Annotated in this window: 14 protein-coding genes and 1 tRNA gene; 9 read left to right on the top strand and 6 right to left on the bottom strand. The window is 70.6% G+C overall.

Translation table 11 applies throughout. The annotated features are described in order from the left end of the window. Positions 1-186: 186 nt before the first annotated feature. The 5 genes from NUT86_RS05855 to NUT86_RS05835 all read left to right on the top strand — a co-directional run bounded on the left by NUT86_RS05855 (position 187) and on the right by NUT86_RS05835 (position 5,349). Entirely contained in the window at positions 187-393 is a 207-nt protein-coding gene (locus tag NUT86_RS05855) for a hypothetical protein (RefSeq protein ID WP_018091612.1), read from the top strand. Then, positions 380-1,792, top strand: a complete 1,413-nt coding sequence (locus tag NUT86_RS05850) for an amidase (RefSeq protein WP_274733896.1) — start codon at positions 380-382, stop codon at positions 1,790-1,792. The genes NUT86_RS05855 and NUT86_RS05850 overlap by 14 nt, the downstream gene beginning before the upstream one ends. 199 nt (positions 1,793-1,991) lie before the next feature. Then, positions 1,992-2,555 carry a TetR/AcrR family transcriptional regulator gene (locus tag NUT86_RS05845; protein WP_159492259.1) on the top strand — a complete coding sequence of 188 codons (564 nt, stop codon included), beginning with the start codon at positions 1,992-1,994 and terminating at the stop codon, positions 2,553-2,555. 270 nt (positions 2,556-2,825) lie between these two features. Beyond that, positions 2,826-4,598: a sensor histidine kinase gene (locus NUT86_RS05840; protein WP_381681407.1), complete on the top strand. Its 1,773-nt coding sequence runs from the start codon at positions 2,826-2,828 to the stop codon at positions 4,596-4,598. Positions 4,599-4,695: 97 nt separating this feature from the next. After that, positions 4,696-5,349, top strand: coding sequence for a response regulator transcription factor (locus tag NUT86_RS05835; protein WP_018091616.1), 654 nt, complete (start codon positions 4,696-4,698; stop codon positions 5,347-5,349). A 120-nt stretch (positions 5,350-5,469) separates the two neighbouring features. On the opposite strand, the gene melC2 is transcribed toward NUT86_RS05835, so the two are convergent. From melC2 to NUT86_RS05820, 3 genes are all read right to left on the bottom strand, one after another. Beyond that, on the bottom strand, positions 5,470-6,288 hold the full coding sequence (melC2, locus tag NUT86_RS05830; RefSeq protein ID WP_109887945.1) for a tyrosinase MelC2: 819 nt from the start codon (positions 6,286-6,288) through the stop codon (positions 5,470-5,472). A gap of 40 nt (positions 6,289-6,328) precedes the next feature. Beyond that, a complete protein-coding gene (gene melC1 / locus NUT86_RS05825) occupies positions 6,329-6,790 on the bottom strand; it encodes an apotyrosinase chaperone MelC1 (protein ID WP_093641062.1) in 462 nt (153 codons plus the stop codon). A 540-nt stretch (positions 6,791-7,330) separates the two neighbouring features. Beyond that, positions 7,331-7,402, bottom strand: a tRNA-OTHER gene (locus NUT86_RS05820). Between the two features lie 150 nt (positions 7,403-7,552). Here NUT86_RS05820 and NUT86_RS05815 point away from each other — a divergent pair. After that, positions 7,553-8,167, top strand: a complete 615-nt coding sequence (locus NUT86_RS05815; RefSeq protein WP_274733891.1) for a hypothetical protein — start codon at positions 7,553-7,555, stop codon at positions 8,165-8,167. A 330-nt stretch (positions 8,168-8,497) separates the two neighbouring features. Beyond that, entirely contained in the window at positions 8,498-10,132 is a 1,635-nt protein-coding gene (locus NUT86_RS05810) for a helix-turn-helix domain-containing protein (RefSeq protein WP_342456224.1), read from the top strand. Between the two features lie 66 nt (positions 10,133-10,198). Here the strand turns inward: NUT86_RS05810 and NUT86_RS05805 are convergent, their stop codons facing one another. Genes NUT86_RS05805 through NUT86_RS05795 form a run of 3 tightly spaced genes read right to left on the bottom strand, consistent with a single transcriptional unit; the run spans position 10,199 to position 13,154 of the window. Next, complete coding sequence (locus NUT86_RS05805) at positions 10,199-11,008, bottom strand: ABC transporter ATP-binding protein (protein ID WP_159490828.1); 810 nt, start codon at positions 11,006-11,008, stop codon at positions 10,199-10,201. Continuing rightward, positions 11,005-12,072 carry a FecCD family ABC transporter permease gene (locus tag NUT86_RS05800; protein ID WP_274733886.1) on the bottom strand — a complete coding sequence of 356 codons (1,068 nt, stop codon included), beginning with the start codon at positions 12,070-12,072 and terminating at the stop codon, positions 11,005-11,007. The genes NUT86_RS05805 and NUT86_RS05800 overlap by 4 nt, the downstream gene beginning before the upstream one ends. Beyond that, a complete protein-coding gene (locus NUT86_RS05795) occupies positions 12,069-13,154 on the bottom strand; it encodes a FecCD family ABC transporter permease (protein WP_274733884.1) in 1,086 nt (361 codons plus the stop codon). Before NUT86_RS05795 ends, NUT86_RS05800 begins: the two co-directional genes overlap by 4 nt. 149 nt (positions 13,155-13,303) lie before the next feature. Between NUT86_RS05795 and NUT86_RS05790 the strand changes: the two genes are divergently transcribed. Next, positions 13,304-14,275, top strand: a complete 972-nt coding sequence (locus NUT86_RS05790) for an ABC transporter substrate-binding protein (protein ID WP_274733881.1) — start codon at positions 13,304-13,306, stop codon at positions 14,273-14,275. Beyond that, a complete protein-coding gene (locus NUT86_RS05785) occupies positions 14,272-15,072 on the top strand; it encodes a 2,3-dihydro-2,3-dihydroxybenzoate dehydrogenase (RefSeq protein ID WP_159490832.1) in 801 nt (266 codons plus the stop codon). The genes NUT86_RS05790 and NUT86_RS05785 overlap by 4 nt, the downstream gene beginning before the upstream one ends. Positions 15,073-15,080: the final 8 nt, after the last annotated feature.

The raw sequence follows: 15,080 nt of genomic DNA, 5'->3' as shown, positions 1-15,080 counted from the left end.
GGGAGTTGGCAGTGAGAGTTGACGGGCCCCCGCGGGAGCCCAGAGAGCCCCTCGCCGTAAACGCTATTTATTTGCTTTAGGTGACGCTAGCCCCTACCGTCGACTAAGGCAAATCTTTTGCTTTTGTCGTGGCGGTCGCCGGACCGCCGCTCCGCAACGCACCCTGCACGCACACGAAGGGCATCCATGAGCGCCGTCGAACTCACCCCCGCGGAGGCCGCCCGATGGGCGCTCCGCGCGGGGCTCCCGCTGGAGAGCGAGCGTCACGCCGAGGTGGCCGCCGCCGCGAACCACATCCACGCCGTGGTGAGCACCTTGCGTGAGCTGGACTTCGGGGAGACACCCCCCGCCACCCACATCGTCGAAGGGCAGGCCAACGATGCGTCCCTTTGAACTGACCCTCGGCGAGGCGGCCGACGCTGTGGCGAACGGGGAACTGTCGCCGGTGGAGCTGACCCGTTCCGTGCTCGAACGCATCGAGGCTGTCGAAGAACGGCTCGGGTCGTATGTCGCCGTGACGGGTGAAGCGGCGCGGAGGTCGGCCGCGCTGGCGGAGCGCGAGATCGCGGCCGGCCGGTACCGCGGCCCGCTGCACGGCATACCGTTCGGGCTGAAGGACCTCATCGATGTCGCCGGTCTTCCGACCACGGCCAGTTCCCGGGTGAGGGAAGGGCATGTCGCGCAGGCCGACAGCGCGGTGACCAGGAGCCTGTTCGACGCCGGCGCGGTGCTCCTGGGGAAGACGCATACGCACGAATTCGCTTACGGGCTGACGACACCCCAGACGCACAACGCCTGGGACCAGGGCCGCGTCGCGGGCGGGTCGAGCGGTGGTTCCGCGGTCGCCGTGGCCGCGGGAGCGGCCACCTTCGCCCTGGGTACGGACACCGGAGGTTCCATCCGCGTACCCGCGGCGCTGAACGGAGTCGTCGGGCTCAAGCCGACCTACGGCCTCATCCCCCGGGACGGTGTGACCTCGCTGTCCTGGTCCCTGGACCATGTCGGTCCGCTCACCCGTACGGTGCGGGACGCGGCGCTGGTGCTCTCCGCGCTGGCGGGGCACGACGCCGAGAATCCGGCCGGCCTCGGTGCGGCGCGGCCCGACCACCCCCTCCCTCGGGAAAGGGACTTGAAGGGGAGGGACTTGAAGGGTCTGCGGATCGGAGTGCCCGCCAACTACTACTTCGACCGGATCGGTCCCGAGGTCGAAACCGCCGTACGACGCGCCATCGCCCAGATGTCGGACCTCGGGGCCGACCTCGTCGAGGTCGAGATCCCGATGGTCCGCTACATCCAGGCGATCCAATGGGGCCTGATGGTCCCGGAGGCGACCGCCTACCACGAACGAGCTCTACGGTCGGTCCCTGAGCGGTATGGGCCGGACGTCCGGGTGCTGCTGGAGGCCGGCGAGCTCCTTTCGGCCGGTGACTATCTGCGGGCCCAGCGGGCCCGTACCCTCATGCGCCGGGAGTGGGGGCGCCTGTTCGAGCAGGTCGATGTGATCGCTGCGCCCACGGTGCCGATGACGGCCGCCGAGGCCGGTCAGGACACCGTGGAATGGCCGGACGGTACGACGGAGAGTGTCTCCGACGCATATGTCCGTCTGTGCGCGCCCGCGAACATCACCGGGGTCCCGGCGCTGACCCTGCCGGTCGGCCGCGATCACGCGGGCCTGCCCATCGGGATGCAGCTGATGGGGCCGCCTATGGGGGAAGCCCTTGTGCTGCGGGCCGGGCATGCCTACGAATCGGTCCGGAGCGAGCCGGGTGAGGTGGCAGTGGTGACGGCCTGAGGGGCGGACGCAGGGCGCGCTGGTGTGCAGCGGCCGGTCCGGCAGTAAGTGCGCCCGCGCCGCGCCCTCGGCGGAGGCTGGGCTCTCCGCGGGCGAGGCCTGCTACTGCTGAGAAGAGGCTTCAGGGAGGGGCTTCAGGGAGGCCCCCACCCCTGACGCAACGATTTTGCTTTAAGGTGGTGTCATGAGTCCCAAGGCCATGGCCCGCCCCGGCGGGCGCAGCGCCCGCGTCCAGGAGGCGGTGCACGCCGCGGTGCGGGAACTCGAAGCCGAACAGGGCCGCGCTTCACTGACCGTACCGGCGGTCGCGGCCCGCGCGGGTGTCACCCCGTCGACGGTCTACCGTCGCTGGGGCGATCTCCACGAGCTCCTGTCCGACGTGGCGGTCGAACGCCTGCGCCCCGAGGAGCCGCCCGCCGACCACGGAAGCCTCCACACGGATCTGGAGTCCTGGGCCAGGCAGTTCCTCGACGAGATGGCGTCACCGTCGGGACGCGCCTACATTCGCGACGCGCTCCTCGGCGACCCTGACGGCAGCAATGCCGGCCAGTGCTCGGCCTACGCCGCCGACCAGATCGAGGTCATCCTCGCCCGGGCGAGGGGGCGCGGCGAAACCGTTCCCGACGTGGACGTCGAAGCAGTCGTGGACCACGTCGTGGCCCCGATGATGTACCGCATCCTGTTCCGGCCGGGCCAACTGACCGTTTCGTACGCGGATCACCTCGTGCGCGCTGTCCTCACCTCACCCGTCTCGCCCGACTGACGGAGTGAGACGCCGTCGCCGTCGCCACTGCCGTACCGGCGGTGATCCGTGCCGACCCGGCTCAGCGAGCGGGCCTGATGTGCCGGCACATCACGAACCATCCCCAGCACAGGAACGTGCGACTTTGGTTGCGGCACATCGAGACGAAAGGTGGTGTCGCCGGCAGGAGGGGTTGCTTAACGTGGCTGCGTGACAGGTGTGGAAGGTATGGAGCGGGTGAGGCGCGCTCGCCAGGCGCCGGCGGCGAGGCTGCGTGGGGCGATCCGGCGGATGGCCGATCCGGGCAGGGCTCTCTTCGATCCCGGGATGTGGCCGCACGGGCGCATCGTGGGCGAACTGCTGCTGAGCGTGGTGCTGGGGACGCTGGCGGCGGGGATCGAGTCCCTGCGCAACGGGGGCGCGGTACAGATCGTGGCCGTCGCTCTGGCTGCCGGACTGCTGTTGCAGCTGCGCCGGGTGCTGCCCGGGACCGTACTTCTGGTGACCGTCGTGAGTTCGGCCGCGTTCGCCGGTCTCGCCCCGCTGACCCCACTCGTCGGCTGGTCGGCCGGGCGCCGGATCACCGGGGTCGGCAGGGCGACCGGCACCTTCGCCCTTGCGTATGCCCTCAGCTTCGGCCTGGAACTCCAGCAGGAGTTGCCCCGCATCTCGCCGGCGATTCTGTTCGTCGGCGTCCTGGTGACGCTGGTCGCGACCGTCGTGCCCGGCCTCGCCGGCCGCTACTGGTCGCAGCGCCGCACCCTGCTGGACACCCTGCGGGAGTACAACGCCCAACTGCTGCGCGAGCGCGCGATGATCGCCGGACAGGCCCGGATGCGCGAGCGCCAGCGCATCGCGCAGGACATGCACGACAGCCTCGGCCATCAGCTCGCGCTCATCTCGGTGCACACCGGAGCGCTGGAGGTGGACCGCGAGCTGACCGGGCGGCAGCGGGAGGCCGTAGGGGTGCTGCGGGAAGCGTCGGTGGGCGCGATGCACGAGTTGCGCGAGGTGGTGGGGCTGCTGCGGGACGGCACCCACGGCCCCGGGGACGGGGCCACTCCCTCGGCGGCCACCGGGGGTGCCCCGACTCCTGCCCTCGAGGCCATGGGGGAGGAGGACGCCAAGGCGTCTGCGCGAGGGGTGGCAGGCATCGAGCGCCTGGCGGAGGTGTCCCGGAGCGCGGGTACTGCCGTGGAGCTGCGGCGCTCGGGCGAGGTGCGTCCGCTCGCCCCGACCGCCGATCACGCGGCGTACCGAATAGCTCAGGAGGGCCTGACCAACGCCCACAAGCACGCTCCGGGCGCCTCGATCACCATCGAACTGCGCTATGAACCGGACTCGTTGGTCGTGGAGGTCGCGAACGGTCCCGCGCCCGGGACCGCGGACGACGGCCGGAGCGTGGTGAGCGGCGGCCAGGGCCTGACGGGGCTCGGGGAGCGGGCCCGGCTCGTCGGAGGCATGGTGCATGTGGGCCCGACGGCCGACGGCGGCTTCCGGCTGGCGGGGGTGCTGCCGTACACCTCGTCGGAAGCCGGTGCCACGCGCCCCTCGCCCGGCAGGGCGACGGCGACGTTCGTTGATCCAACAGGCGACTTTCGGCAGCAGATTTCGGCGGGTTCGCCCGGCGAAGGTGATCCGGTCATCGACTGGAACGGTCTGCCGAAGGAGCTGACCAAGGCAATGAGCACGGACAAGAGAAGCAGCGGCATAGCCATCGGTTGCGGGGTGGCGGCACTGATCGCCCTGCTGGTGGTGATCGGCGTCGTCGTCGGTGGGGTCTTCCTCATGAAGGAAATGGACACGGTAATGATCGAGCCGAAGGAGTACGCGGCGGTGAAGGTGGGCCAGTCCGAGGCCGAGGTGCGCAAGCGGTTGCCCGACGGCTCCTCGTTCCTGGCCGAAGGTCTGGACAAGGGCGCACCGCCCGTGCCCGAGGGGGCGAAGTGCCTCAGCCTCAACTCCTCGGAATTCGGCAGCAGTTGGGAGAAGGATCCCGTCTTCCGGTTCTGCTTCAAGGACGGCAAGTTGATCGAGAAGAAGTCCTTCGAGGTCAAGGCGTAAGGGCGGAACGCTCGCCGTGATGTCCCGGCGGGCGGCCTGATCGGGGATGATGGCGAACGGCCGCAGCTATGACCGTTCAAGAGGGCGCAGGAGACTCGTGATCAAGGTTCTCGTCACGGATGACGAGCCGCTCATTCGGGCGGGCATCAGGATGATTCTCACCTCGGCCGATGACATCGACGTCGTCGCGGAGGCGGCGAACGGCCGCGAAGCGGTCGAACTGGCCCGGGCCCAGCGCGTGGATGTCGTGCTGCTCGACATCCAGATGCCGGTCATGGACGGGCTGACGGCCCTGGCCGAACTCCGCCGCGCCGTCCCCGATGCGCGGGTGCTGATCCTCACCACCTTCGGGGAGCAGCAGAACGTGCTGCGAGCGCTGGCGGAGGGCAGCGCGGGTTTTCTGCTCAAGGACTCGGCGCCCGCGGAGCTGATGCGTGCGGTACGGGCCGCCGCGGCCGGAGATGCGTATCTGTCGCCGGGCGCCACCCGCCATGTCGTGGACTCGCTGGCGTCCGGCCGGAGCGTGCTCCGTTCCGATCAGGCCCGCCGTCGGCTGGAGACCTTGAGCGACCGTGAGCTGGAGGTTCTGGCACTGCTGGGCGAGGGCCTCTCCAATGCGGACGCCGGCCAGCGGATCCATATGAGCGAGGCCACGGTCAAAACGTATGTGAGCCGGATCCTGGCCAAGCTGGGTTGCGAAAACCGAGTACAGGCCGCACTCCTGGCACGCGACGCCGGCCTGGGCACCTGAGCCCAGCGGCGATACCGCCCGCCGCAGGGCCGGGGAGCAATCGGCAGGATGACTGCTCCCCGGCTCTGGACGGCGCCGCCATCATGCCCTCAGGTGACCGAGGCGGATGTCAGGGACCTGTCATGCATACGTATAGAACTTGGTGTGGTCCAGCAGGTCCGCCGGGGTGACGTCGTTCCATGGCTTCATCGTGTCGTGGAGGTCGACGACATCGGGTGTGTTGCCGGTCGGCAGGTAGCCCGACTTGGGATGCAGCCGCTGCCAGTCGGCCCAGAGCTTGTCGATGAAGCAGTGGTGCAGCCAGAAGACCGGGTCGTTGGGTGAGGAGCCGGTGGTCATCTGCCCGCCGACCCAGACGTGCACCCGATTGTGCAGATTCGGACCGCGCCAGCCCTCGATGTTGTTGCGGAAGCCGTCGGAGGAGCTGTTCCAGGGCGCGGTGTCGTAGACCGGCATGGCGAGCACCCGGTCGACCTCGGCTCGGGTCGGCAGTTCGCGGACCCCGGTGCCGAGCGAGCGGCGCAGGAACGTCCGGCCGTCCACCCGTATGTTCATCGGCCACTTGCCGTTGCCGAAGGCGAACGCCCCCGAGGTCACCCGGCCGTCGCCGCTCCGCCCGTCACCGCCGAGGAAGTCCTCGGCCCACAGGGAGCTGCGGGAGGTGCGGTCGACGGTCCAGTCCCAGTAGGGGAGCATGACCGACGGCGTGATGCTCTGCAGGGCCTGTTCGAACTGCAGCAGGAACCTGCGGTGCCAGGGAAGGAATGACGGTGACCGGTGGCCGGTCCGCTCTCCGTTGTCGGTGTCACCGATGATGAAGGCGTTGTGGGTGCTGATGAACTCGTCGTAGCGGCCGCTGCGCTTGAGCTCCAGCACCGCATCGATGAAGTTCCGCTTCTCCGTGGCGGTGAGGTCCGCCTGGTTCTTCCGGTCTGCCATGTCGAGGACTCCTCGGTGGGGGGAAGGGCAGGGGCAGGTCTCAGCCGGTGACGACGGGGACCAGGTCGGCGCCCTGGAGTTCGCGAACGCCGGCGCGCGCCAGGGCACGTGGCGTGGTGAACGTCTCGTAGTGGTTCACCAGACTTATCCAGGTGCCGTCCGCGTTCCGCATCACATGGAGGTCGTCGTTGTCGATGCGGACGACGAAGTCCATCCCCTCGTGGGGCCCGGCGGCCCGGCCGGCGTGGTGACCCCCGTGGCCTCCGTTCTGCGAGCCTCCGTCGTCAGCCGGCCAGCCCTCGATGTGCCGGCCCTGGTACATCTCGTCGAAGGGCTCCGGCATCTGGTGACCACCGGAGGGCCCGTGCCCGGCTGAATTTCCGTGGCCGTCCGCGGGGCGGGCGGCAGCGGTGTCGGCGTAGGCGGCCGGTCCGGTGAGCACCGCTCCGGTCAAGGCCGCGGCGCTGCCGTGCAGCACCTGGCGTCGGGTGGGACGCGACATGTTCCACTCCTCTGTTCGTCTCGGCTCGTCCTCCGGGTCGGGACCGCAGAGGATTCGGTTCGTCGAGCCGGCGCGCCGACCATCGGCCCGCGCCGCCACATGCTGACAGGGACGACCGGATCATCAAGTTGCACCGGCGAGTGGGACAAGGAACGAGACAACACCTGGGCGGAGGTGCAGGATTCAACGGCGCGGATCGTGCTCATGCCCCGCCGCGGCGCACCGCGGAACCGGATATTCCGCGATGTCGGCCGTCCTCCACCGCAGATCCTTTTCTTGCAGCATCGAAACCATGAGACCCCGCACGGCCGGAACTCGGCGCGAATACAGGGGGCTTCGGACGGCGGGGGTTTGAGGCCCCGGCGTTGCTACACAACGTGTCAGCGAACCAGCACTTGGAGTCTCGGATGTTGAGCCCGGCCGCCCCGGAACGATCACCACGGCGCCCATGGGTCGGAAGCCCGTGAAGTGCCGCCGTGAAGGGGCAAGGGGCAAGCGGCAAGGGCCCCCGCCTCATCACGAGACAGGGGCCCTTGCGTGTGGAGCGCCCGGCAGGCCTTGCACCTGCATTTCCCGCCGGCTGGCGGGCGTCTTTCCTTGGACCACAGACGCGTGACTCCGTGTGCTGCGCCGGAGTTACACCATGATCATACATGCTCTGCGGGACTCGGTGTCCCCGCGCCCGCCGCGCAAAGAGGCAGCGCTGCAACGTCATGGAGCGTTCGCCGGTGCAGCCGTCCCCGTCATGGCAGAGTCATGCCCATGCAGACCTTGAGGCTTGGGCGGCGCAGACGCGTCGCAGTCGCCGCTCTCCTCCTCGGCGCCGTCATATCTCTGACCGCCTGCGGTGAGCAGCGCGGCACCAGCGCGGCGGCCGGTGCCCCGAGCGCATCCCCGAGCGCATCCCCGAGTTCCCGCCCCAGTTCACCCGGCGCTTCCCCCTACGTGGAGCCCGGAGTGGTCGACGGCGCCCCGCACAACGGCGACAACAACGCCTACCGCCGCTCCGGCGAGATGTCCCCGGCCGGCGCGAAGGAGGCGCAGAAGGAAGCCGACCGCATCGAGCCCGTGCTCAAGCGGCTCTGGAGACAGAAGAAGTGGGACCCCAAGAGCGTGCGCGCGGCACTGCTCCAACTCGGGTACGAGGAGGAACGGACCGGTCCGAAGGGCGAGCGCCACGGCGGGAACCTCACCGTACGGGCGATGGACCCGCGCCACGAGGCCGACCACTACGTCACCCCCGAGGGCGCCCAGGTCGGCCTCCGCGTCCGCAAGGACGCCTGCGTCACGGCATTCGTCCAGAAGACCAACTACGAGGTCAAGACCAACGGCCCATTCATGGAAACCGGCTGCTTCGAACCGCCCTCCGGCCACTGAGGGTTGGTGCGGGGCGCGAAGAGGGCGGCGAATGGGGCGCCATGGGCGGGAGACGCGGATCCTGGGCCTGCTGACCCGCTGTATGCCGGGAGTGGAGCCGTGAGGCCCACCGCGGACGAGCACCGCCGAGGACAAGTGTCCGCCTCCAAGTCCCCAGGTCCCCAAGCCCCCCACCCTCCAAGTCCCCAAGTCCCCAAGTTCGCACGGCGTCTTCTGTTTCGTGGTGCTGCTCACAGCCTGAGTGCAGCCTGCGTGGCGTGCGTTCGGTTGCGGGCGGATCCGGGACAATGAGGGACAGAAGAACGCCGAAATGGGCGCTGACCTGGGGGAATGATGACTCCCTGGAACGCTGTCCCGGAGCGGCGGAACGAACAGGGGAGCAGGGTGGGGACAGAGACAGAGGGGTTTGCGGGGCTGCTGCGTCTGTTGAAGGAGCGCTCCGGTCGCAGCTACGGCGTCCTCGCAGGGCAGTTGCATATGAGCGTGTCCACGTTGCACCGGTACTGCAACGGCGATGCCGTGCCGATGGACTTCGCGCCCGCCGACCGCCTCGCCAGGCGGTGCGGGGCGACAGCGGACGAACTGGTGGAGCTGCACCGGCGCTGGATCCTCGCCGATGAGGCACGAAGACGGAGTCGTGCGACGTCCGCCGCCACCAAGAACTCGCCTGCCCCGGCCGCCTCGTCGACGGATGAGCCGGCCACCTCGTCGACTCATAAGGCAGATGCGTCGGCGGATGCGGCCGGGGCTTCTGCTGCTGCGGCAGACACGTCCGTAGGTATGGCCGGGTCTTCAGTGGCTGCGGCGGACACCTCCGCCGATACGGCCGTACCTGCCGCCCCTGCGGCGGACACCTCCGCCGCCGAACCGCACCGCGCCCCCGGCTCGTCACCCGCACCGCACCCGCCGCACTCACCACCCGCCCCGCACACGCAGGCCGCACCGGACTCACCCGCCACACCCGCCACACCCGCCTCAGCCGACGAATCGCCCACCGACGACGAGCAGGAAGTGGTCGCGGGGCCGATGGCGGTCAGGCGTGGTCCGGGGCGGCGTGCCCTCCTTCGTATTGTCCTGGCGGTCAGTGCGGTGGCAGCCGTTGCCGTACCGGCGGCCTTAGCCGTCGAAGAGCGCACGACGGTCGGTTCCCCGAGGAAGAGTGCGCAGGGCGAAGGCCGGACGCCGGCTGCCGGCGGTGCTTCCACGCGGCGGCCGGAGAGTCCTTCACCGGGTCGCAGCTCAGAGGACCGGCATCCGGCCCCTGACAAGAAGGCGCGGCCCAGCACGCCCGGCTCGGCACGGTCCGACGGCTCCCGCGCGAGCAGGGCCCCGGATGACGTCCGGGGCGGTGCGGCTCCGCAGGTCGGCATCAGCTCGTACAACTGGGATGAGCCCTGTGGCGTCAACTATCTCCTCCAGCAGACCCCGGACCATGTCCCGCCACCGCCGCGCGCACCGCAGGACACCCGTGACTGGGCCCGGGCGCTGGGCGGTATCGGCGGCGGTCACATGCTGCTGCAGCTCACCGCAACGGGCAATACGGACGACGCCGTGGTGCTGACCTCCCTGAACGTCCGGGTGGTCGGCAAGCGTGCCGCGCTGTCCTGGCCTGTCTACGCGTTGGGTGACGGCTGTGGCAGTGGTGTCACCCCGCAGACCTTCGACATCGACCTGGACGACTCCCAGCCGCTGGCGAAGCCCGTGGCCGGACAGGACGGCGACGTCGTGGTGCCCGCGAAGAACTTCCCCTTCAAGGTCTCCACCAGGGATCCGCAGGTCCTGAACCTCAACGTGCACACCGAGGGGCATGACGTCAGCTGGTACCTGGAAATCGGCTGGAGCAGCGGCGGCCAGCAGGGCACGGTGCGTGTGAACGACGGGGGAAAGCCGTTCCGTACGAGCGCGATCGATGGCCGTAAGAAGTATGGCTACTGGCCGGAAAAGAAACGCTGGAATCTGCAATGAGCCGGGAGCCCACCCGCCCCGGTCATGAGGGTGCGGGCGGGCTCCGGCTTGACACCTGACGTGTAGTCAGGTTCCGGTGTGGTTGCGGGTGCGGGGAACGACGACCGGTGAGGCGTCGCCGGGGGCCCGCAGGATGTCGGCGTCCAGTGCGTAGAGGTCCTTGACCAGGGCCTCGTCGACCGTGTCGCGGGGCTCGCCGTGGGCGATGATGCGGCCGGCCTTCATCGCGATGAGGGTGTCGGCGTAGCGGGCGGCGGCGGCCAGGTCGTGCTGCACCATGACGACGGTGCGGCCGGCGGCGGCGACCTCGCGGACGAGTTCGAGGACATCGACGACATGGCCGAGGTCGAGGGCGCTGGTGGGTTCGTCGAGCAGCACCACGGGGGTCTGCTGGGCGAGCACCATCGCGAGCCAGCAGCGCTGGCGCTGGCCGCCGGAGAGCCGGTCGAGGCGTTCGGCCGCGAGCCCGGTGGTGCCGGTGGCCTCCAGCGCCTCGCGTACGGCGTGCTCGTCCTCGCGCGACCACTGTCGCAGCAGGCCCTGGTGGGGGTGGCGGCCGTAGCGGACGAGCCCGGCGACCGTGACGGCTTCGGGGGCGCGCGGGGACTGGGGCAGCAGGGCGATACGGCGGGCGGCCTGGCGCCGGCTGAGCCGCCATATGTCGGCGCCGTCGGCGTGGACCTCGCCGGACTCCGGGCGGTGGAGCCGGGCGATGGTCCGCAGCAGAGTGGATTTGCCACAGCCGTTGGGTCCGACGATCGCGGCGACCTGCCCGGCGGGTAGGGCGAACTCGGCTCCCTCGACGACGGTGCGGCCGGAGTAGCCGGCCCGCAGCGCACGCACGGCGAGCCCGGGAGTTGCGGTCATGCTGGTCATGCCTTTCCGGTGGTCCGGTCCGAGCGGAGCAGGACCCAGAGGAGGAAGGGTCCGCCGAGGACGCTGGTGACGACGCCGACGGGGAGTTCGACGGGCGCGGCGACGCGGCCCAGCGCGTCGGCCGCGGCGATGAGGGCGGCGCCGGTCAGCGCGGAGCCGAGGACGGGGACGCGGGTGGGGCCGCTGAGCCGCTGGGCGAGGATCGGGGCGGCGAGGGCGACGAAGGCGATGGGCCCGCCGACGCCGACCGCGATTCCGGCGAGGGCGACGGCGAGGGCGAGGGCGACGGCCCGCACCCGACGCAGGTCGACGCCGAGGCAGGCGGCCATGTCGTCGTCGAAGCGCAGCAGTTGCAGCCGGTGCCCGGCCATGAGGGCGAGCGGTACCAGGAACAGCAGGGCGGTCAGCAGCGGTGTCCCCACGCTCCCGTCACGGCCGTTGAGGCTGCCCACGGCCCACAGGAACACCCCGCCCGCGGTGTTGTCGTTCTCCCGCGACATGATCAGGTCGCTCACCGCCCCGATGAACGTGGAGACGCCGATGCCGACCACCAGGAGGCGGTAGCCGCGGCTGCCCGCACCACCCGCGCAGAGCACCACCAGGACGGCGGCGGCGACGGCGCCGAGCGGGCCGAGCCACCAGCCGCCGACCATCCCGGTCGCCGACCCGGCGGCCGAGGCCACGACGGCCGCGGTGGCGCCCTCGTTGACCCCGATGAGGTCGGGCGTGGCGAGCCGGTTGCCGGCGAGGGTCTGGGTGAGACAGCCGGCGATGCCCAGGGCGGCGCCGACCATGATGCCGACGCCCACGCGGGGCAGCCGGAATTCCCGCACGATCATGACGGTCCCGGGATCGCCGGTGCCCAGCAGCCCGGAGAGGGTCTGCGACAGCGGCATTCCGGTCGAACTCGCCATGGTCGCAAGGGTGATGAGAAGGAGGATCAGCGGAACGAGGAACGCTGCGACGAGGGCGCTGCGGCGCGGGAAGAGCCAAGACAGGGTGCCGGCGCGCAGCACCGTGCTGTCCGGCGGGGTGAGGGCGGGGTGGGTGCCGGAGGCCGTCATGCCGCGGCTCCTGCCGTGGACAGGCGGGACGAGCGGGCGATCCAGACGAGCAACGGTCCGCCCACGAAGGCGAGCAGCACGCTGACCGGTGTCTCCCAGGGCCGGATGACGATCCGGGCGAGGATGTCGGCGAGGATCATGACATCGGCCGCGATCAGCGCGGACAGCACGAGCTGGGCCGCCATCCGGGCCCCGGCCAGGGCGCGGGCGGCATAGGGGGCGAGCAGTCCGAGGAAGGCGATGGGACCGGCCACCGCGACCGCGCAGCCCGCCAGCAGCGAGACGGCCGCGGCGACGAGGAGGCGGACCCGGCCGGGACGGTGGCCGAGCGAGCGGGCGCTGTCGTCGCCGAGGCCGAGGGCCGACAGGGGGCGGGCGCAGCCGAGCGCGATGAGCAGGCCGACGGCCACCACCGGCAGCAGGGGCAGGAGATCGGACGTCTCGACTCCGGCGAGGGAGCCGATCGTCCAGTAGCGGTAGGTGTCGTAGGTCGATTGGGTGCCGAGCAGCACATAGGACGTCATGCCGTGGAAGGTGGCGCCGAGCGCCGATCCGGCGAGGACGAGCCGCAGCGGCGAGCCGGCGGTACGTCCCGACGCGGCGAACAGCAGGACGACCGCGCTCGCGGCCATACCGCCCACCAGGGCCCACAACAGCAGCGCGGACGAGGACGTCGCGCCGAAGAAGGTCAGTCCGAGGACGACGGCGAAGGCCGCACCCGAGTTGACGCCGAGCAGTCCGGTTTCGGCGAGCGGGTTGCGGGTCGCGGCCTGCAGCAGACAGCCGGCCGTGCCGAGGCAGACGCCGACGAGCACGGCGGCGAGCGTACGCGGCAGCCGCACCTCCAGTACCGCGAGCCGCAGTTGGGCGTCGGCGCGCGCGGAGGGATCGCCGCGCAGATACTCCCAGGCGCGGGCGGCGGAGCTGGATCCGGTGCCGATGAGGAGCGAGAGCAGGACGAACCCCAGCAGAACGGCGACGAGCCCGGCGGCCGCCCAGACGGCGGTGCGGGACCGGAACGGCGACCGCGAGCGCGGACGGACACGTTCCGCTTTCGGCCGGTCTCCCTTGGTGATTGGCATATGGTTAGCCTAACCTAAGCTACGCGCTGCGGGCTTGGTGCTCTCATGCCGAAAAAGCCCTATTCGCCATGCGGATTTTCCTGGGGTGACCGGAAAATCCGCGTATTTGACGGATTCGCTCTCTCTACGAACAACGGAGATCTCAGGCCATGTTGCAAGCCTCTTCCCGCCATTTCTCCCGCCCCGCCGCGGCCACATTTCTCGCCGCCTGTGCCCTGACCGCGACCGCGTGCGGATCGCCCGAGCACGACGCGGGCGCGGACGGACCGGCGGGCAAGGTCACGCGGATCACCGACGCGACAGGCACGGAGGTGAAGGTGCCGGCCGCGCCCGAACGCGTCGTGGCGCTCAGCGAGATGGACCTGGACTCGGCGCTCGCCCTCGGCGTCAAGCCGGTCGGGCTGACCGCCGGCCGCGGCCAGCACGGCGCCCCCGGCTATCTCGCGGACCGGGCGAAGGGCATACCGGTCGTGGGCGCGGTCGCCGGCCCGGACATCGAGAAGGTCGTACGGTCCAGACCTGACGTCATTCTCGCCGGGCAGACGGCCGACGCACAGGTCCTCAAGCAACTGCGGCGGATCGCCCCGACCGTGGTCACCATCGACCGCACCAAGGGCTGGAAGAAGTCCCTCGAACTCACCGGCAAGGCACTGGGGAAGAGCAACGAGGCCAAGAAGTTCCTCGCCGGATACGACACCAAGGCCGCCGCGCTGAAGAAGGACCTCGGTGAGCGGGCCGGCACGAGCGTGTCCGTGGCCCGCTACTCGGCCAAGGGCACGGCCGTCATGCAGCAGGGCGTGTTCATCAGCGACGTCCTGAAGGACCTGGGCTTCAAGCGGCCCGGTGTCCAGAACAAGCCGGGGCAGGGCCACTCGACGCCGCTCAGCGACGAGAACCTCCGCGAGATCGACGGCGACTGGCTGTTCATCGGCACCCTCTCCACCGGCGGCCCGGACGCCGGCCTCCTGGACAAGCTGGCCACCAAGCCCGCCTACCGGCAGCTGAAGGCCGTGCGCGACCAGCACGCGACCATGATCGACGGCTCGAAGTGGACGAGCCTGGGCGGCGCCGAGGCCGCCGTCTCGGTGCTCGGCGACATCCGGAAGGCCATGGTCAAGTGAGCGCCACCGGCCTGGAACTCGAGGGACGGCTGGCCCTCGTGACGGGGGCGGGTCGGGGCATCGGCGAGGCGGTGGCCCGGGCCCTCGTCGCGCACGGCGCCCGCGTCATCGCCACCGACCTGGCTCCCGAGGGCGTCGGGAAACTCGCCCAGGAGCACCCCGGCCACCTCACGGCCCGCTTTCTCGACGTCACGGACGCGGCCGCCGTCGAGGCCCTCGTCGCCGAGGCCGAGGACTCCCTCGGGCCGCTGGACATCGCGGTCAACGTCGCCGGAATCCTGCGGAGTTCGTCCGTCGAGGACCTCACCGACGAGGACTGGGCGGCCACCTTCTCCGTCAACGCCAATGGTGTCCTGCACGTCTCGCGGGCCGCGGCCCGCCGTATGACCGGACGTGGCTCCGGCAGCATCGTCACCGTGGCCTCCAACGCGGCCGGTGTGCCCCGTGCGGGGATGTCCGCCTACGCGGCGTCGAAGGCGGCGGCGGTGATGTTCACCAAGTGCCTGGGTCTGGAGGTGGCCGGACGCGGCGTCCGCTGCAACACCGTCTCGCCGGGGTCGACCCTCACCGATATGCAGCGCGCCCTGTGGACCGCCTCCGACGCGGAGAGCGAGGCGGCGGCCGCGCAGCGCGTCATCGCGGGCGACCTCGCGACGCACCGCACCGGCATCCCGCTCGGCCGGATCGCCGACCCGGCCGACATCGCCGAGGCCGTCGTCTTCCTGGTCTCCGACCGCGCCCGCCACATCACCATGCACGACCTGTACGTCGACGGCGGCGCGACGCTGCGTGCCTGAACCGGGCA

The sequence above is a fragment of the Streptomyces sp. G7(2002) genome (assembly GCF_028870195.1).
In the GTDB taxonomy this organism is placed as follows: Bacteria; Actinomycetota; Actinomycetes; order Streptomycetales; family Streptomycetaceae; genus Streptomyces; species Streptomyces nigrescens.
This window is presented reverse-complemented; position numbering and strand designations above follow the sequence as displayed.

Bases quoted from the DNA above. Each gene is read 5' to 3' on its own strand.
- NUT86_RS05800 (WP_274733886.1), bottom strand. From the start codon at position 12,072: ATGACGGCCTCCGGCACCCACCCCGCCCTCACCCCGCCGGACAGCACG.
- NUT86_RS05855 (WP_018091612.1), top strand. From the start codon at position 187: ATGAGCGCCGTCGAACTCACCCCCGCGGAGGCCGCCCGATGGGCGCTC.
- NUT86_RS05815 (WP_274733891.1), top strand. From the start codon at position 7,553: ATGCAGACCTTGAGGCTTGGGCGGCGCAGACGCGTCGCAGTCGCCGCT.
- NUT86_RS05810 (WP_342456224.1), top strand. From the start codon at position 8,498: ATGATGACTCCCTGGAACGCTGTCCCGGAGCGGCGGAACGAACAGGGG.
- melC2 (WP_109887945.1), bottom strand. From the start codon at position 6,288: ATGGCAGACCGGAAGAACCAGGCGGACCTCACCGCCACGGAGAAGCGG.
- NUT86_RS05805 (WP_159490828.1), bottom strand. From the start codon at position 11,008: ATGACCAGCATGACCGCAACTCCCGGGCTCGCCGTGCGTGCGCTGCGG.
- NUT86_RS05840 (WP_381681407.1), top strand. From the start codon at position 2,826: ATGGCCGATCCGGGCAGGGCTCTCTTCGATCCCGGGATGTGGCCGCAC.
- NUT86_RS05790 (WP_274733881.1), top strand. From the start codon at position 13,304: ATGTTGCAAGCCTCTTCCCGCCATTTCTCCCGCCCCGCCGCGGCCACA.
- NUT86_RS05845 (WP_159492259.1), top strand. From the start codon at position 1,992: ATGGCCCGCCCCGGCGGGCGCAGCGCCCGCGTCCAGGAGGCGGTGCAC.
- NUT86_RS05850 (WP_274733896.1), top strand. From the start codon at position 380: ATGCGTCCCTTTGAACTGACCCTCGGCGAGGCGGCCGACGCTGTGGCG.
- NUT86_RS05795 (WP_274733884.1), bottom strand. From the start codon at position 13,154: ATGCCAATCACCAAGGGAGACCGGCCGAAAGCGGAACGTGTCCGTCCG.
- melC1 (WP_093641062.1), bottom strand. From the start codon at position 6,790: ATGTCGCGTCCCACCCGACGCCAGGTGCTGCACGGCAGCGCCGCGGCC.